Here is a 17,484-nt window from a genome sequence, read left to right as displayed (position 1 = left end):
GGCCGGCCCTTGCCGGTCGGGTTCTTCGTTTGAGAATGCAGGCATGCCCCGCCCCCGCTTGCCTCGCCCGCTCCTCAGCGCCGCGTTAATCGCCTCGCTGCTGCTGACGCCCCTGTCCGCCAAACCGGAACTCGAGCGCCTCGAACCCGCCCACTGGTGGGCCGGCATGCAACAGTCCGAACTGCAACTGCTGCTCTACGGCGAAAACCTGCACGACTGCACCGTCTCCCTCACCGACTACCCGGGTGTTCACATCGACCGCGTGGAGCGCGTGGCCAATCCGCGTTACCTCTTCGTCTACCTGCAGATCGCGCCGGAAGCCGCGCCCGGCTCCTTGGAGCTGCACCTCACCGCACCCGACGTCACGTATTCAGTCTTCTCCTACGAGCTCAAACCCCGCGTCCCCGGCTCCGCCGACCGCGAGGGGTTTAACGCCAGCGACGTGATTTACCTCATCACGCCCGATCGCTTCGCCAACGGCGACCCGTCCAACGACGAAATCGCCGACCTACGCGAGGGCCTCAACCGCGCCGAAGCCTACGGCCGCCACGGCGGTGACCTCGCCGGCATTACCCAACACCTCGACTACCTCGCCGACCTCGGCGTGACCCAGCTATGGTTAAACCCCGTGCGCGAAAACGACATGCCGCGTTGGTCCTACCACGGCTACGCCATGACCGACTTTTACCGCATCGATCCGCGTTACGGCAACCACGACGACTATCTCCACCTCGTCGCCGCCGCCCGCGAGCGCGGCCTCGGCGTCATCATGGACATGGTGCCCAACCACTGCGGTCTGCAGCATTGGTTTGTGCAGGATCCACCTGATGCGGAGTGGATCAATTTTGCGGGTCGCTTCGAGCCCACCAACCACGCGCGCACCACCAATCAGGATCCGCACGCGGCTCAGATTGATCGCCAGCGTTTCAACGACGGTTGGTTCGTCGCCGACATGCCTGACCTAAATCAGCGCCATCCGCTGATGGCCGACTACCTCATTCAAAACGCGATCTGGTGGATTGAGGAAGCCGGCCTCTCCGGCGTGCGCGTCGACACCTATCCGTATCCAGATAAACACTTCATGGCGCGCTGGGCGTCCGCCATCCTGACCGAATATCCGCAGCTCAATCTCGTCGGCGAGGAGTGGACCCTCTCCCCCGCCCTCGTCGCTTACTGGCAACGCGGCAAGGTCAACGCCGACGCTTACACTTCGCCCATGCCGAGCATGATGGATTTCCCGCTCAACGACGCCCTGCGCCTCGCCCTCACCGCGCCGGAGGAAACGTGGAACGCCGGTTTCATCCGGCTCTACGAAGCGGTCGCCCACGACTTCCTCTACCCGGCCCCGCAGGACCTCGTCATCTTCCCCGACAACCACGACATGGACCGCTTCTACACCCAGGTCGGCGAGGACCTCGCGCTCTTTAAACTCGGTCTCGTGTTTAACCTCACCATGCGCGGCATCCCGCAGCTCTACTACGGCACCGAGATCCTCATGCACAACCGCGACCACCCGGGCGACCACGGCGTGATTCGCACCGACTTCCCCGGCGGCTGGGCCGGCGATCCCGTCAACGCCTTCACCGGCGACGGGCTCACCACGGACCAACGTGATGCCCAGGCTTTCACCCGCCGTCTCCTGCACTGGCGCCGCACCGCCACCGCCATCCACGACGGCGCGCTGCGTCACTTCGTGCCCGACGATGGCACGTATTGTTATTTTCGTTACACCGACGAGAGCACCGTGATGGTCGTGCTCAACAAACGCCCCGAGCCGGCGGTGCTCCCGACCGCCCGCTTCGCCGAAATCCTGCCGCCGGGCAGCCACGGCACCGATGTGCTCACCGGCACCACCCAGGACCTGAGCGAATCCGTCGTCGTCCCCGCCCGCAGCGCGGTGGTGCTGGAGATTCACTGAACCGTCGCCTACTGGCACAAAAAACCGCGCCCCGGATTCCGAGGCGCGGTGTAAATGAATAGAGGTGTAAACCGCCGCGAACCTTACCGCGAGGCGATGAGGCTTTCGCCGGTCATCTCCACCGGCTTCGGCAGGCCCATGAGGTCGAGCACGGTCGGCGCGATGTCGGCGAGGCGACCGCCGTCCCGCATCTGGGTGCCATCCTTGGTGAGGCCTTCGCCGACGACGAAGAGTTCCACGAGGTTGAGCGTGTGCGCGGTATGCGGGCCCTTGGTCTCCGGGTTCCACATCTGTTCGCAGTTGCCGTGGTCGGCGGTGACGACCGCCTTGCCGCCGACGGACTTGAGGGCTTCGAGCAAAATGCCCACGCCCTTGTCGGTCGCCTCGACCGCCTTGATCACGGCGTCGAGATTGCCGGTGTGGCCGACCATGTCGGGGTTGGCGAAGTTGACCACCACCAGGCCGTATTTGCCGGAGAGGATGGCTTCCTTCGCTTTGGCGGTGACTTCCACCGAAGACATTTCCGGCTGCATGTCGTAGGTCGGCACCTTGGGGCTGGACGGGCAGGCGCGATCTTCACCGGGGAAGGGATCGCTGCGGTAGTTGTTGAAGAAGAAGGTGACGTGCGGGTTCTTCTCGGTCTCGGCACAGCGGAACTGGTTGATGCCCGCATTGGCCACGACCTCACCGAGGATGTTTTTCAACTTCTCGGGCTTCGGCGAAACGATGTGCACCGGCAGACCCTTCTCATACTCCGTCATGGTGGCGTAGTAGAGGTCGAGCTTCTCGCCGCGATCGAAGCCATCAAAGTCATCGAACACGAAGGCCTTGGTGATCTCGCGCGGACGGTCGCCGCGGTAGTTGTAGAAGAGCACGGCATCGCCGTTTTGGAAGGTCGCCAGCGGCTCGCCGGAGGCGTCCACGATGGCGGTCGGCGCGACAAATTCGTCACCGGTCTGGCTCGGGCTGAGCGGCGCATCGTAATACTGCTGCACGGCTTCCTGCGCGGTCTTGGCGGTGGCCACGGCGGCGCGGCCGGTGAGCAGGTCGTAGGCCTTCGAAACGCGCTCCCAGCGGTTGTCGCGGTCCATGCTCCAAAAGCGACCGCAAACGCTGGCGATCTTGCCCACGCCGATCTCGGCGCACTTGGCATCAACGGCCGTCACGTAACCCAGACCGCTGGTCGGGGGCGTGTCGCGGCCATCGGTGAAGGCGTGGATGAACACCTCTTTGATGCCATCGGTCTTGGCCTGTTCGAGGATGCCGTAAAGGTGGTCGAGCATGCCGTGCACGCCCGCGTCGGACACGATGCCCATGAGGTGGAGGCGACCGCCGGCGGCGACGCGCTCTTTGATGCCGCCCCAGACGGCGTTGCCGGCGAGTTTGCCCTCGGAGAACAGCTTGTTGAGGCGCACCAGCTCCTGGTCGACGATGCGACCGGCGCCGATGTTTTCGTGGCCCACCTCGCTGTTGCCCATCACGCCGTCGGGCAGACCGACGTCGAGACCCGAGGCCCTGATGGCGGTCTTCGGGCTGCCGGCCTGCAGCGCGTCGTCACACGGAGTGGCGGCGAGTTCCACGGCATTGGAAGCTTTGGCGGCGGGATCGGGGTTCTTTCCCCAACCATCGCGGATCACGAGCAGGACAGGCGTGCGTTTTTCTTCAGTCATGGCGTTGGACATTCGACCTCCAGCAGGCCCGCTCGCCGGGCGATCGTCAAAACCCAATCGTGCTCACCCGCTGGCCTCTCATCCCGGTTTTTTGGCAAACGATCTGCTAGGCCACAGCTCCGACATGACTCTGATCATTCGCGATCAACTGACGTGCCCGCCGACCTGGTTTGCGTCGTTTCGGGACCTCACCCTCTACTGTCACACCTTCCTCCGGCTCGATGTCGTGCTCGAATCGGGCGATGCCGACCTCTTCTACGCCTGGATCAAACCGCGCGGTGGCATGGATTTCATCGAGGACATCGTGCGCCCCGGCTCCGAGCCCGGCGTGCACCTCGACACCGAATTGCGATATCCCGGCACCGTGCTGACCGACCGTATCGCCCCCGAGAACGTCGGGACGCTCATCGCCCGCATCCGCGCCTGCGCGGCCTAGGACGAGTCCGGTTCCGTCGACAGCGCCTCCTGCAGGACGCGACGCAACTCGGGCAGCTCGTAAGGTTTGGCGACCATGCCGCAGAAACCGTAGTCGCGGAAATTCGCCAGAATCGGGTCACTGGAATAACCGCTCGAAACCACCGCGCGCACGGCCGGATTGATAGTCAACAAGATCTCCATCGCCTGCTGCCCGCCCATGCCACCCGGCACGGTGAGATCCGTCAACACCAGGTCCGGCGGCGTGCCGCGCTCAAATTCCCGCCGGTAGACCTCCACCAGCTCCTCGCCGTCGGCCGTGGTCTGGACCTCCATGCCCAGGCGCCGGAGCAGCGTCACGATCATTTCGCGGATCGGTTCCTCGTCATCCATGAAGAGCACCCGCCCACGCAACGGGGCTTCGAGTTCCACGGCGACTTCTTCCGGCGCCGTTTCGTTCGTCACCGCCACCGGCAACCAGATGGTAAAGGTCGTGCCTTCGCCCAGCGTGGAGGCCACTTCGATCACACCCTGGTGCTTGGCCACGATGGAATAGGCCGCCGACAGGCCGAGCCCGCTTCCCGATTCCTTCGTCGAGAAATAGGGATCAAACACCCGAGCCAGGTGCTCCGGCCGGATGCCGCCACCGGTATCACTAATGTCGATACGCACATACTTGCCCGGCTGCAGTCGCCGCCCCGGGCAATACGCCAGCACCTCGTTGCGCGCCTGCAAAGTCACCCGGCCGCCCCCCGGCATGGCCTGGACCGCGTTGATCACCAGGTTCTGCACCACGCGCCCGATTTGCCCCTTGTCGACATTGGCCAGCCATAGGTCTTCGGCAAAATCGAACTCCGCCCGCACGTTGGCTCCATGCAGCGCAAATCCCGCCATATCGCGGATGACCTCCGGCAACTGCACCGCCGCTCGAATCGGCTCCCCGCCCTTGGCAAAGGTGAGCAGCTGCTGGGTGAGGTCCTTGGCTTTGAGGGCCGCTCGTCGCGCATCCCGCACCGCACTGCCGACGTCGGTGTGCTCTTCGGTGTCGATCGCGGCGATCGACAGGTTGCCGATGACCGCGGTGAGGATATTGTTAAAATCATGAGCAATGCCGCCGGCCAGCACCCCGACGCCTTCGAGCCGAGTGGCCCGCACCATTTCTTTCTCCAGCCGATCGCGGTCGGTGATGTCGCGAAACACCAGCACCACGCCCGTGACCCGCGACTCGCGGTCGTGCACCGGCGCCAGCTCGCCCTCGATCAAGCGCAGGTCGCCCGGCGACTTTTCGATCACCGTATTGGCTGGCAGATTGAGCACCGCGTCGCCCGCCGCGACCCGCTCCAGCTCAAGTGAGAGCGGCTCGCCACTTTCGGCCGATTTAAAACCGCAGGCCCGCAGCAGCGGTTGCCCGATGGCATTGGCTTCACTCACCCCGATCAGCTCCTGCGCGGCCGGGTTGATGAACTGCACCCGCCCGATCGTGTCCGTGGTGACGACCCCCTCCTTCATCGAACGCAAGGTGACGCTCAACTGCTCGCGTTGCGCGGCCAAGTCGCCCTGCACCCGCTTCAATTCGGTCACATCCACATAGATCATGATGACCTGCGAGAGGTCGTAGCCCTGCTCTCCATGGGCCACCCACCACCGCATCGTCGTGGTGATGTGACGCCCGTGCAGACTCCTCAGCTCCACCACCCGTTCGATGAAGTTGCGCCCCTCCCAGAGCGCGACGAACGCCTCCAACACCGCCTCCATCGAGGACGGCGTCTCCAACACCCGCCGACGCCACCGGATCTGCCGGGTGCTCTCGGCCCCAATCGTGCGCCGGGCCGCCACATTGGCCGCGAGAATCTGCACCCGCATCGCCCCGCGCGAAATCTCCCGTGGGTGACGCTGCAAATACGCGCGCAGGTCCGTCACTCCTTCCCCCCGCAGCCGCTCCAGCCACTCACCCACCGCCGTAAAATCCGCCTCCACGATCGAAACCGGCACGTGCTCAAACAGAGAGCGGTAGCGCCCCTCCGACCGTCGCACCGCCAGCTCCGCCTTACGTCGCTGGGTCACATCGGTGACGATGCCCACCAAGTGCCACTGATTGGCGCCGATGGGATAGATCGAAACCTTTTCCTGCAGCCAGAAGGACTCCCCGGCCCGATTTCGCACGCTAAAGGTCTGCTCATACTCCGGCGCCCCATTCTCCAAGGCATCCCGCGAGCGCCGGTTCATCGCCTCCAGGTCGGGCACCTCCACCAAACTCCAGAGTTTCCCGCCCATGGTGGCCGGCCGATCACCGAAGAGCCGTGGATACAATCCCGACCGGGGGATACGAAAATGGAGCCATTGCAAAACCCCATCCGCCCCTCGCTCCACCTGCGAACGCCAGAGCAGACAGTCCGCCCCTTTCAAGATCTCCGTCAGGCTGCGTTCACTGTGGCGAAACTCCTCCTCCGCCAACCGCTGGTCGGTGATATCGACCGCAAACCCCACCAGCCAGTATCGATCGGCCGCCCGCTGTTCGATCGCCACCGTCTCACGCACCCAACGAAACCCGTCGCCCTCCGGGACCCGAAACTCCTGCTGGTAACCCGGCAGGCCTTCCAAAATCGCCCCGCGCGAGCGCCGGTCCATCTCCGCCATCTCCGGCACCTGCAGATGCCGCCATAGGCTGATCCGCCGCTCCTGCCAGCCCTCGGCAAAGAGGCGCTGAGTCATCCGCGTCTCTTTGATCCGGAAGTCCCATCGCAGGGACTCCCCTTCGACCAAAACCTCCGCCTCCCAGACCAAGACATCGAGATTCGAGAGCACCGATTGCAAATCCGCCTGCCCCCGTTCCCGCCCCGCCTGATCGGCTTGGCTGGCTTTGCTCGGATCCGAGGTCCCCCGCCTTCCGCGCCACCAGAACCCCAGGACAAACGCCGCCACCACCAACACGCCCCCCAGCAGCCCCCAACCCGCGCCATTCAACAGCAACGCGCTCGGCCAAGACACCACGCCGAGCGAAAAAGGAAGTTGGGGAATAAACAGCAGTGGCAAATCCACGACGAGCAACCGGCGAGTAAAGGCACCCCGCCGTCCAAGTCCATCCGGGGATTTACGCACTGCCCCGCCCGCCGTCACCTTCCCCCGCGCCGGGAAAGCCCGCCCTCCAGTTGACAACCCTTCCCCCCGCTTCGATGAATGGCGCCACATGCCAAAACGCGCCGTCCTCCTCGTTAACCTGGGTTCGCCCGATTCCACCGCCGTGCCGGATGTCCGCACCTATCTGCAGGAATTCCTCGGCGACGAGCGCGTGATCGACAAACCGGCCTGGGGCCCCGCCCGCCGCTTTCTCGTCAATCAGATCATTTGTCGCTTCCGCGCGCCCAAATCCGCCAAGGCTTACGAGGAAATTTGGACCGAAAACGGCTCCCCGCTCGTCCTCACTTCCCAAGCCGTCGCCGCCAAACTCGCCACCGCCCTCGGCCCCGACCTACCCGTCTACCTCGCCATGCGCTACCGCCAGCCCTCGATCGCCAGCGTGATCGAGCAAATGGCCACCGATGGCATCGAGGAGGTGCTGCTCTTCCCCCAATACCCCCACTACGCGATGTCCTCCTGGGAAACTGTCGTGGTGAAGGTCTACGAGGAAGCCGCCCGTCTCGCGCCGACGATGAAAATCGAGTCGGTGCAGCCGTTCTACGAGGACGCCGACTACATCGAAGCGCTCTACCGCGTCTCCGCTCCCTACCTCGAGGAGCCCTACGACCACATCCTCTTTTCCTACCACGGCATCCCCGTGCGCCACCTGCGCAAGGGCGACGCCTCCAAGGCCCATTGCACCCTCGTGAAAGACTGCTGCTCCACCTGCAGCGCCGCCCACGCCATGTGCTACAAGGCCCAGGTGCTCAAGACCACCGACGCCTTCGTCAAACGCGCCGGCCTGCCCGCCGACAAGTGGTCCGTCTCCTTCCAGTCCCGCCTCGTCGGTGAACCCTGGCTCACCCCCTATACCGATAAGGAACTCGAACGCTTCGCCCACGACGGCAAGAAGCGCATGGTGGTCATGACCCCGGCCTTCGTGGCCGATTGCCTCGAGACGCTCGAGGAAATCGCCGGCGAAGGGGCCGAAGAGTTCAAAGCCGCCGGCGGCGAATCCTTCCGCCACGTGCCCTGCCTCAACGACCAGGCCCCCTACATCGAGTTTCTGGCCGGCCGGGTGCACCGCTGGCTCGAGGGCGAAAGCCCCACGGCCACGCACATCCTTTCCAGCGCCGCCACCCACCAAGCTTAGGGGCTTGCGCGGCAATCATTCGATGATTGTCGCTCCGAACGGACCTAGTAAGTCTCCCCTACCTTCTTGCTAGGTCCACCTCCCCCGGCTCGAAGCGATCCCGACCGACCTTGAGCTCGCCTTCTTCCAGTCCGATCGATCCGCACTCCCGCCCCCCGGCCCTTCGACGCCCGGGGCTCAGTGCAACCTTCTTGCTCAACGCCCGCGGTCACATTCTCGGCGCCAACCTCGCCGCCGAGGCCTTTTGCCCCGGTCCACTCAGCGCCCAGATCGGCCAACCTTTTGTCACGCTCTTTGCCTTCGAAGTCGTTTCGGACGACCCCGAACTGCTGGACACCCAATGGGAGGTGCTCTCCGCCACCGCCACCGAACAACGGGTGCCGCTGTGCCTGCGCCACGAACCCGACGAATCACCCACCGAGGTGCGGGTGGAGCTCGAGGAAGCCGACGGCACCGACATCGCTTGGCTCGCCCGACTCGCGATCCCTCCCCGTGAACCGGCTGCCTCGCCCGCGCCCGCGGCGGCCCCCAACACGCCGTCACCGACCGCAGCCACCACCGCGCCGAGCGCATCCACCGACGCCCCGACTGCCTGGCCTCAACTCGTCCAGAGCGACGCCGCCGGCTTTTTTGACCTCAATTTTGCGGCCGACGAAACCCACTACTCGCCCGCCTGGAAACGCCTGCTGGGCTACGCCGACGCCGATCTCGCCAACACCTACGACACCTGGCTGAAGCTCATCCACCCCGACGACTCCGCCGCCGCCCCCGACCAGGTGGGTCGCCACACCCGCTCCGATCGTCGCAGCTTCTCCGTCGAGTTTCGCATGAAACACCGCCGCGGCCACTGGGTGTGGATCAACTGCGTCGGCGTCCAGATCTTCGCCGCCGATGGCGAACTCCAACGCGTGGTCGGCTTCCACCTCGACATCTCCGAACGCAAGGAGGTCGAAGAACTCGGCGTCATCGCCGAAGACCGCCTCGACGCCCTCTGCGGCGACGGTGAGCTCGCCGTCTTCGACCTCGATTTTGCCGAAGGCCGCGCCTGGACTTCGCCCGCCTGGCGCGCCCTCATCGGCGACCCGGTGGAGCACCCCGACATCGGCGTTTTCACCCAACACCTGACCGACTGCGAAGGCGACCTCACCCACTATCTGGCCCACTTCGGCGGCGACGCTCCGTGGGGCAATGGCCCCGCCACCCTGCGCCGTTCCGATCGCGTCGACATTCCGGTCGCGCTCGGACTGCAGCGCCGGGTAAGTCGCCGCGGTGAACTGCTCCGCGTGGTCGGCTGTGTGCTGCCCGCCTCCTCACCCCACGCACAGCCTCCGCCCCGGGCCGGATATTCCGCCGTCCCCTTCGCGCTGCCCGTCCCGACGCCCGCCGAGCAGGAAAAACTGCCCGGCGTGCTCAACGCCCTGCACGAGGCCGTCATCCTCACCGATGCCCACGGGGGTATTACCTTCATGAATACGCGGGCCGAGCGCTTCCTCGGTCGGCCGACCGCCGCCGTGCGCGAGCATCCGCTCGCCGAGGAATTCCGCCTGCTCAACGCATCCGACCGTCAGCCCGCGACTGACTCCATCGAGCTCGCCCTGGAAGCCGATGGCGCCCCTCGTCTCCACACCGAGCACTTGCTGGAGTCCGAAGGTCAGCCCCCCCGCGCCGTCGCCTGGACGGTGCGACAACTCCGCGGCCCCGACGACCGCATCGGTGGCCTCGCCCTCGTCTTCCGCGACCCCAACGAGATGTCGCTCACGCCCGAGGAGCTCATCCGCGCCAACCGCTTCGACTCGCTCGGCCAACTCGCCGGCGGCATCGCCCACGATTTTAACAACCTGCTGTCCACCATCCTCGGCGCCATCTCCATCGCCAAGGACAACCGCGACTACGACAAACTCAGCGACGCCGAGACGGCGTGCATGACGGCCAAGACCCTCACGCGTCAGCTGCTCTCCTTTGCCAAGGGCAACCCCGGCGGCACCTACACCGTCACCCGCCCGGCCGACGTTCTGCGCGACGCCGTGCGCGTCGCCGCCGCCGGGAGCCCGGTCACGATCCATGTCGAACTCGACGAACGCGCCGGCCCCATCGAGGTCGACCGCGGCCAGATCATTCAGGTCTACCAAAACCTCATCATCAACGCCATGCAGGCCATGGCCGACCCGTCCCAGGGCACCATCTGGATCCGCTGCCGCACCGTCACCCTCGCCGAGGGCCGCGTGCCTCCGCTCGCCGGCGGCGACTACGTGCAGATCGAGGTGCAGGACAACGGCGCCGGCATTCCCGAGGACAAAATCGACCGCATCTTCGAGCCGTTCTTCACCACCAAAAAGACTGGCACCGGCCTCGGCCTCGCCACCGTGTTGTCCATTATCCGCAAACACGGCGGCCAGCTCGGTGTCGACTCCACCGTCGGTGTCGGCACCAGCTTCACCAGTTTTCTCCCCGTCACCACCAAGTCGCTCGAAACCGGCGTGCGCAAAGCCGCCAGCCTCCGCTACGGCACCGGCCGCGTGCTCTTCATGGACGACGAGAAACAGCTCTGCGACATCAGCAAAACGATGCTCGAGGGCCTCGACTACAAGGTCGACCTCGCCCACCGCGGCGAAGACGCCCTCGCCCTCTACCGCCGCTACCACGCGGTCAACCGCCCCTATGACGTCGTCCTGCTCGACCTCACCATCGTGGGCGGCATGGGCGGCGAAGAGACCTTCAAGAAGCTCAAGGAAATCGACCCCGATGTGCGGGCCATCGTCTCCAGCGGCTACGACAACGACGAGATGGCCCGCCAGTTCCTCGAAATGGGTTTCTGCGGTTACCTCACCAAACCCTACCGCATCGCCGAACTCAGCAAGATGCTGAAAACCGTGCTCGGCGGGTAAAAAAAAGCGGGCGGCAACAACGTGCCACCCGCCATACAAAATATCTCAACCGGTTCAGTCGCTCAGTCGAGCTGACCGCCCCGCGCGATGAGATCGCGATACCAGTAGAACGAGTCCTTCGGGGTGCGCACCTGCGTCTGGTAATCGACGTGCACGATGCCGAAACGGTCCTTGTAACCTTCGGCCCACTCGAAGTTGTCCATGATCGACCAGTAGAAGTAGCCCTGCACATCGGCGCCGTCGTCGATCGCCTTACCGATGGCCGTAAGGTAGTGGTGCATGAACTCGATGCGCTGGCTGTCGTGCACCTTGCCGTCGCGATGCACAAAGTCGGTGTTGCAGAAGCCGTTTTCCGAGAAGACCAGCGGCAGCTTGTAACGCTCGGTCTGCCAGCGGGCCGCCCAGTAGATCGCCTCCGGCGCGATGCTCAGCCACGGCAGCGTGCCGCGCGGGTTGCCGATGCCGTGACCATCGGTGATGACCTCGGCCACGCCGTCCGCCCCGGCCTTCACTTTGTAGCCCGAGTAGCAGTTGTAGGCGAGGTAGTCGATCGGCTCGGAGATGAGCTTCATGTCGGCGTCGGTGATCGTCGGCAGGTGCTCCTTGAAGCGCTCCAGACCATCCTCCGGATAACGACCCAACACGATCGGATCCGCCCACCAGGCGAGGTTCCACATGTTCTCGGCAACGCAGCCAAAATAGCGGGCGCGGGCCGCCTCGATATCGGCCGGCGAGTCACTCGCCGGGATCGGTTCCCGTGAGGTGTGCGCGATGGAGATTTGCTGCGGTCCCACGCAGTTTGCGCGCAGGGCCTGCACGCCCTTGCCGTGGGCGCGCAACAGGTTGTGCGCAGCCGCCAAACACTCGGCGTAGGAGAGTTTCAGACCGGGGGCGAAGACACCGTCCTGATAACCGAGACCCAGGATCACCGGCGGCTCGTTGATCGTCATCCAGTGGTTCACCCGATCGCCGAGGCGCTTGGCCACGATCGTCGCGTAGTCACCAAACCAGTCGGCAATCGCCGGATTGGTGAAACCGCCCTGGTCCTGCAGCGCCTGTGGCAGGTCCCAGTGGAAGAGGGTCACCCACGGCTGGATGCCGGCCTCGAGCAGGCCGTTGATGAGGTCGTCGTAGAACTTGAGGCCCGCCTCGTTCACCTCGCCCGTGCCCTGCGGCAGGATGCGCGACCAGGACAGGGACAGGCGGTAGGCCTTGATGCCGAGCTGCTTCATCAGCCCGATGTCCTCGCGCCAGCGATGGTAGTGATCGCAGGCCACGTTGCCGTTGTGGTTCTCAAACACCTTGCCCGCAGTCTGCGAAAAGGTGTCCCACACCGACGGACCGCGGCCATCCACGTTCCAAGCTCCTTCGATTTGATAGGCCGCCGCGGCAGCCCCCCAGGTAAATTCAGATGGAAAACTCATACCGGTAAAACGCTAACCAAGATAATATTTCTCAATGCCGTAAAGCGCCGCGTTCGCTAGGATGCACTTTGCTTCCGCGGAAAACCCCGTTCTCCTCCTCGCAACCCCTTCCACAAACCCGGTTTAAAACGCCCCTGTTCCTCCCTCCCCTCTTCACCCAAAAATCCTGTTTAATGATGAATCGCCTCAACCCCTTGTCCGCCCTGGCCCTCGGCGCCGCGCTGCTCGCCAGCCCGCTCTCGGCCCAGAAGTTTGAAGACCTCGCCCAGACTCCGCCCATGGGCTGGAACAGCTGGAACACCTTCGCCAGCAACATCAACGAAGACCTCGTGAAAGGTGTCGCCGACGCCATGGTCGCCAACGGCATGCGTGACGCCGGCTACGAATACATCGTGCTCGACGACACCTGGTCCCTGCGCGAACGCGACGAAAACGGCAGCCTCGTCGCCGACCCGGAGAAATTCCCCTCCGGCATGAAGGCCCTCGCCGACTACGTGCACGAGCGCGGCTTCAAACTCGGCATCTATTCCTGCGCCGGCTCCAAAACCTGCGCCGGCTACCCGGGCTCCCAAGGCCACGAATATCAGGACGCCCGTCTCTGGGCTTCCTGGGGCATCGACTACCTGAAATACGACTGGTGCTACACCGAGACCCGCGACGCCCGCGAGGCCTACACCACCATGCGTGACGCCCTCTACACCGCCGGCCGGCCGATCGTGTTCTCCATCTGCGAATGGGGCACCGCCAAACCTTGGGAATGGGCCGAGGACGTTGGTCACCTCTGGCGCACCACCGGCGACATCTACGACTCCTGGGACGGCTACAAGATGTGGGAAATGGGCTGGAAACGCATCCTCGATCTCCAATCCGAACTGGTGAAGGAGTGGGGCCCCAACGGCATCGCCAAATACGCCGGCCCCGGCCACTGGAACGACCCCGACATGATGGAAGTCGGCAACGACGGCCTCACCGTCGCCGAGTCCCGCGCCCACTTCAGCCTTTGGTGCATGATCGCCGCCCCCCTCATGGCCGGCAACGACGTGCGCCACATGAGCGATGAGATCACCGCCATCATGACCGATCCCGACGTCATTGCCATCAACCAGGATCCCCTCGGCAAGCAGGGCTTTAAGGCCCTCGACGAAGACGCCGCCGGCATCGAGATCTTCCTCAAAGAACTCAGCGACGGCGAATGGGCCGTCTGCGCGCTCAATACCGCCGACGAAGCCCGCGAACTCACCATCCCCTTCCATCGTTTCTACATGCTCGGCGAGCCCAAGGAACTCTACGACGTGTGGACCAAAGAAGTCGTCGGAATGTCCGATGAGAACTACTCCCGCGTCGTCGAATCGCACGACGTCATGATGTTCCGCCTGCGCAAGCCGGCTGAATAAGACCGCCTCGACCCAGCTCGGGCGTATTGCCAAGTCGCGCACGACACCTACGTTCGCGCCAATGACTGGCATCGCCCGAGCTCTGTTAGCGCCCTTCGCCTCGCTGCTGTTCGCGCACGCCGTCCACGCGGTCGTCATCGTCGATTTTTCGACCGAGACCAATGACCGCTTCGCCAACGACCCGGACTTCATCGGCAGCGCCTTTGACTGGTCCGGCGTCGGCCGCAGCAGCGCCGGCCAATGGGCGACCCTGGTGGCGCTGGACGTTTTTCTCAGCGCCAACCACTACCACCCGGAAGTGGGCTCCTCGGTCACCTTCTACAACAGCAACGACCCCGCCGGAGCCAGCACCACGGTCACGGTGACCGGCGGCCAACGCCTCGGCTCTTCCGACCTCTGGATCGGCCTGCTCGCGACTCCCCTCACGTCGACTTACACGAGCTACGACTATCAAACGGAGACCATCTCCAGTTTCGCCGAATTTGCCTCCTCCAGTATCGCCGGTCGCCGGGCCAAGATCACGGGCCACTCCGACACCACGTGGTCGACGACCCAGGATCTCGCCGTCGGCGAAAACTATCTCGAGTCCTGGATTTCCAACAACGAGGTCGCCGGCACCACGGATCACGCCTTGGTTTCGCTCTATAACACCCCCGGCGGTTTGACCTACGAGGCCTTGTTGGAACCCGGCGATTCAGGTGCCCCCCTGTTTCTCACGTCCGGCGACACCCTTTACCTGACGGGCATCAATTGGTGGACCGGCAGCGTAGCAACCTCGACCACCACCTACCAGGCCAGCGGTTTTTCCTACGTCGGAAACTACGCCACCGATATCGCGGCTTACATTTCCGCCAACTCGCTCAGCGCGGTGCCCGAGCCCACCAATTTCGCCCTGCTCTCCGGCCTCGTGGGGCTGGCATTCGCCTACAGTCGCCGCCGCCATCAGCACCGATGAGCGAGCTGGCCACGCCCTGAAATTTCGTTCCGGGCCATTTGCCTTTCAACGCGGAACGCCCTCGCTACGGCGCATGGCAGCCCTGCGCCTTCCTCTCCGCCTCCTCTCCCTCCTGCTCGTCGTCGCCACCGTCATTTGGTGGGTGAACGCCGGGGCCCACTCCGGCTGGAGCATGGACCAGGTGCCCGTCACCCAAATCGACGAAATCACCGGCCTCGAATACACGACCTACGAAGATCGTTTTGTGCCCGGCATGGAATACCTGGTCGGCGGCGTCGCTCTTGGTGTCGTGCTCTTCGGCGTGTCGCTCTTCGTCAAGCGCCGACCGACCGCCGCGGTCTGATGCTCGGCGGCTCCCTCATTTCCCTTTCCCAAACCAACATGAAAAAGACCATCCTTGCCTTCCTCCTCTCCCTGTCCATCGCCGGTGCTGCGATGGCCGCTCCGGCGTCCTATGACTTCAAGGACCCGAAGGGCGTGAACGCGATTTCCTTCCATCTGGACTCGCTGCTCGAGCCCATCGCCGGCACCGCCAACGGCATCTCCGGCACCGTGTCCTTCGACCCGGCCAATCCGGCCGCCACCACCGGCACCATCGTCGTCGCCACTCCGTCGCTCAAGGTCACCAACGACACCATGCGTGACCACCTCCTCAGCGAGGGCTGGATCGATGCCGCCGGTCATCCTGAGATCACCTTCGCCATCGAGAGCCTCTCCGACGTCTCCACCGCCGGCACCACCACCACCGCCACCGCCCACGGTTCCTTCACCCTCAAGGGCGTGACCAAGGACATCTCTGTGCCGGTCAAACTCACCTACCTCGCCGACGCCTTCGGCAAGCGCATCAACAAGCCCGAGATCGGCGGCGACCTGCTCGTCGTGCGCGGCGAATTCTCCATCAGCCGCTCCGACTACGGCATCCGTCCCGGCCAGAACGAGGACAAGGTCGCCGACCAAATCGACCTCAGCATCGCCATGGTCGGCAGCGCGCCCGACGCCTGATCGCCCAAAGCATCCTCCCATCGGTTTTCCAGACCGGCTCTTCGTTGAGCCGGTCTTTTCTTTTTCTTTCCACTTCCGCCCGTTCGCCTTCACTGCGCCTATGACCGAAGACGCCCTCCAAACCCTCATCGAAGACGCCACCTTCGACTACACCATGGGCGACCACGATGCAGCCATGGCCAAAATCAACGAGGCCACCTCCGCCGCCCCCCAGTCCTTTGCCGCTTGGCACGCCAGCGCCGAGATCCACCTCAACCTCGAGCGCCTCGACGAGGCCCTCCACGCCGCCGAACAGGCCCACGCGCTTCAGCCCGACGACCTCTTCATCAACACCACCCTCTCCCGCATTTGGGTGGGCAAAGGCGACAAGGAAGCCGCCGAACGTTTCGGTGCCCGCGCCAAAATGCTTGGCTGGAAAGACCAGCTCAAGACCCCGCCCGGCCAGACCGACGGCATCAATTGACCCCTCTTTTTTGGCACCATCCGGGCCTATTCCTGCCCGTTGACAGCCGTTCCCTGAGCCACCTAGCCTCCGCCGCGCATGGATAAGCCCGCCTATACGCTGGAGTTCGAGAAGCCGTTGCGCGACCTCACCGCGCAGCTCGACGCGCTGCGTCAGCAATCCCTCGAGAACAATTTGGATCTGAGCGACGAGATCGCCGGCATCAAAAAGAAGATCGAGGCCACCCAGCGCGACATCTACTCCAACCTCACGCCGTGGCAGCGGGTCCAGATCGCACGCCACCCCCAGCGCCCCTACTCGCTGGATTACATCAACGCCCTGTGCACCGATTTCCAGGAGCTGCACGGCGACCGCCGTTTTGGCGACGACCAGGCGCTCATCGGCGGCACCGCCTTCTTCCGCGGCGAACCCGTTATGATCGTGGCCCAGCAAAAGGGCCGCGAGACCAAGGACAAAATTGCCCGCAATTTCGGCCACCCCCAGCCCGAGGGCTACCGCAAGGCCCTGCGCCTGATGGAAATGGCCGAGAAGTTTGGCCTGCCCCTCCTTTCCTTCATCGACACCCCCGGCGCCTACCCGGGCGTCGGCTCCGAGGAACGCCACGTTTCCGAAGCCATCGCCGTCAACCTCCGCGAAATGGCCATGCTCCGCATCCCGACCATCTCCGTGGTGGTGGGTGAAGGCGGTTCCGGCGGCGCCATCGGCATCGGCGTCACCAACCGCGTGCTCATGATGGAGAACAGCTACTACTCCGTGATCACCCCCGAGGGCTGCGCCGCCATCCTCTACAAGGACGCCGCCGAGGCGCCCCGCGCCGCCACCGCCCTCAAGATCGACGCCATCAACCTCGACAAGTTTGGCATCGTCGACGAGGTCATCCCCGAACCTTTCGGCGGCGCCCATCACGACCCCGCCCAAACCGCCCAGACTCTGGGCTACGCCCTGCAAAAGCACCTCAACGACCTCAAGGGTCTCTCTCCAGAGCAACTCCTCGATACTCGCTACGAACGCTTCCGTCACATGGGCGTCTACGAGGAGGCCGGAGTTGCCAAAGCCTGATTCTGCAGCCTCCGCGGCCCCCCCCGCTCC

Annotated in this window: 13 protein-coding genes; 10 read left to right on the top strand and 3 right to left on the bottom strand. The window is 64.4% G+C overall.

What is annotated here, in order from left to right:
• Positions 1-43 precede the first annotated feature (43 nt).
• Positions 44-1,918, top strand: a complete 1,875-nt coding sequence (locus K1X11_RS22065) for a glycoside hydrolase family 13 protein (RefSeq protein ID WP_221030327.1) — start codon at positions 44-46, stop codon at positions 1,916-1,918.
• An 83-nt stretch (positions 1,919-2,001) separates the two neighbouring features.
• Here K1X11_RS22065 and gpmI read toward each other — a convergent pair whose 3' ends face one another.
• Positions 2,002-3,588, bottom strand: a complete 1,587-nt coding sequence (gpmI, locus tag K1X11_RS22060; RefSeq protein ID WP_221030328.1) for a 2,3-bisphosphoglycerate-independent phosphoglycerate mutase — start codon at positions 3,586-3,588, stop codon at positions 2,002-2,004.
• A gap of 124 nt (positions 3,589-3,712) precedes the next feature.
• On the opposite strand from gpmI, the gene K1X11_RS22055 reads away from it, so the two are divergent.
• On the top strand, positions 3,713-4,024 hold the full coding sequence (locus K1X11_RS22055) for a hypothetical protein (RefSeq protein WP_221030329.1): 312 nt from the start codon (positions 3,713-3,715) through the stop codon (positions 4,022-4,024).
• Here the strand turns inward: K1X11_RS22055 and K1X11_RS22050 are convergent.
• Entirely contained in the window at positions 4,021-6,990 is a 2,970-nt protein-coding gene (locus K1X11_RS22050) for a PAS domain-containing hybrid sensor histidine kinase/response regulator (RefSeq protein ID WP_324726041.1), read from the bottom strand. The two genes, K1X11_RS22055 and K1X11_RS22050, sit on opposite strands and share 4 nt — an antisense overlap.
• A gap of 199 nt (positions 6,991-7,189) precedes the next feature.
• Between K1X11_RS22050 and hemH the strand changes: the two genes are divergently transcribed.
• Together hemH and K1X11_RS22040 are read left to right on the top strand one after the other, a co-directional pair.
• Positions 7,190-8,272 carry a ferrochelatase gene (gene hemH, locus K1X11_RS22045; RefSeq protein WP_221030331.1) on the top strand — a complete coding sequence of 361 codons (1,083 nt, stop codon included), beginning with the start codon at positions 7,190-7,192 and terminating at the stop codon, positions 8,270-8,272.
• 110 nt (positions 8,273-8,382) lie between these two features.
• Positions 8,383-11,157 (top strand): ATP-binding protein, encoded by a 2,775-nt coding sequence (locus K1X11_RS22040; RefSeq protein ID WP_221030332.1) that lies wholly within the window; start codon positions 8,383-8,385, stop codon positions 11,155-11,157.
• Between the two features lie 62 nt (positions 11,158-11,219).
• Here the strand turns inward: K1X11_RS22040 and K1X11_RS22035 are convergent, their stop codons facing one another.
• The gene (locus K1X11_RS22035; protein WP_221030333.1) at positions 11,220-12,581 is read right to left on the bottom strand and encodes a GH1 family beta-glucosidase; all 1,362 of its coding nucleotides are present in this window, start codon (positions 12,579-12,581) and stop codon (positions 11,220-11,222) included.
• Positions 12,582-12,757: 176 nt separating this feature from the next.
• Between K1X11_RS22035 and K1X11_RS22030 the strand changes: the two genes are divergently transcribed.
• The 6 genes from K1X11_RS22030 (at position 12,758) to K1X11_RS22005 (ending at position 17,454) form a co-directional block, all read left to right on the top strand.
• Positions 12,758-13,975 carry a glycoside hydrolase family 27 protein gene (locus tag K1X11_RS22030; protein ID WP_221030456.1) on the top strand — a complete coding sequence of 406 codons (1,218 nt, stop codon included), beginning with the start codon at positions 12,758-12,760 and terminating at the stop codon, positions 13,973-13,975.
• 61 nt (positions 13,976-14,036) lie between these two features.
• A complete protein-coding gene (locus K1X11_RS22025; RefSeq protein ID WP_221030334.1) occupies positions 14,037-14,930 on the top strand; it encodes a hypothetical protein in 894 nt (297 codons plus the stop codon).
• A 73-nt stretch (positions 14,931-15,003) separates the two neighbouring features.
• Positions 15,004-15,273, top strand: coding sequence for a hypothetical protein (locus K1X11_RS22020; protein WP_221030335.1), 270 nt, complete (start codon positions 15,004-15,006; stop codon positions 15,271-15,273).
• Positions 15,274-15,311: 38 nt separating this feature from the next.
• A complete protein-coding gene (locus K1X11_RS22015; RefSeq protein ID WP_221030336.1) occupies positions 15,312-15,932 on the top strand; it encodes a YceI family protein in 621 nt (206 codons plus the stop codon).
• 100 nt (positions 15,933-16,032) lie between these two features.
• The gene (locus tag K1X11_RS22010; RefSeq protein WP_221030337.1) at positions 16,033-16,395 is read left to right on the top strand and encodes a tetratricopeptide repeat protein; all 363 of its coding nucleotides are present in this window, start codon (positions 16,033-16,035) and stop codon (positions 16,393-16,395) included.
• A gap of 78 nt (positions 16,396-16,473) precedes the next feature.
• Positions 16,474-17,454 carry an acetyl-CoA carboxylase carboxyltransferase subunit alpha gene (locus K1X11_RS22005; protein ID WP_221030338.1) on the top strand — a complete coding sequence of 327 codons (981 nt, stop codon included), beginning with the start codon at positions 16,474-16,476 and terminating at the stop codon, positions 17,452-17,454.
• Positions 17,455-17,484 lie beyond the last annotated feature (30 nt).

The organism is Actomonas aquatica (assembly GCF_019679435.2).
Taxonomy (GTDB): domain Bacteria; phylum Verrucomicrobiota; class Verrucomicrobiia; order Opitutales; family Opitutaceae; genus Actomonas; species Actomonas aquatica.
Note: the sequence above shows the minus strand (reverse complement) of the source record. Positions and strands in the feature narration are given on the sequence as shown.

What these genes read in the sequence shown, in the direction of transcription:
- K1X11_RS22030 (WP_221030456.1), top strand. Translation starts at nt 12,758, where the DNA reads ATGAATCGCCTCAACCCCTTGTCCGCCCTGGCCCTCGGCGCCGCGCTG.
- K1X11_RS22035 (WP_221030333.1), bottom strand. Translation starts at nt 12,581, where the DNA reads ATGAGTTTTCCATCTGAATTTACCTGGGGGGCTGCCGCGGCGGCCTAT.
- gpmI (WP_221030328.1), bottom strand. Translation starts at nt 3,588, where the DNA reads ATGACTGAAGAAAAACGCACGCCTGTCCTGCTCGTGATCCGCGATGGT.
- K1X11_RS22010 (WP_221030337.1), top strand. Translation starts at nt 16,033, where the DNA reads ATGACCGAAGACGCCCTCCAAACCCTCATCGAAGACGCCACCTTCGAC.
- K1X11_RS22015 (WP_221030336.1), top strand. Translation starts at nt 15,312, where the DNA reads ATGAAAAAGACCATCCTTGCCTTCCTCCTCTCCCTGTCCATCGCCGGT.
- K1X11_RS22025 (WP_221030334.1), top strand. Translation starts at nt 14,037, where the DNA reads ATGACTGGCATCGCCCGAGCTCTGTTAGCGCCCTTCGCCTCGCTGCTG.
- K1X11_RS22055 (WP_221030329.1), top strand. Translation starts at nt 3,713, where the DNA reads ATGACTCTGATCATTCGCGATCAACTGACGTGCCCGCCGACCTGGTTT.
- K1X11_RS22020 (WP_221030335.1), top strand. Translation starts at nt 15,004, where the DNA reads ATGGCAGCCCTGCGCCTTCCTCTCCGCCTCCTCTCCCTCCTGCTCGTC.
- hemH (WP_221030331.1), top strand. Translation starts at nt 7,190, where the DNA reads ATGCCAAAACGCGCCGTCCTCCTCGTTAACCTGGGTTCGCCCGATTCC.
- K1X11_RS22065 (WP_221030327.1), top strand. Translation starts at nt 44, where the DNA reads ATGCCCCGCCCCCGCTTGCCTCGCCCGCTCCTCAGCGCCGCGTTAATC.
- K1X11_RS22005 (WP_221030338.1), top strand. Translation starts at nt 16,474, where the DNA reads ATGGATAAGCCCGCCTATACGCTGGAGTTCGAGAAGCCGTTGCGCGAC.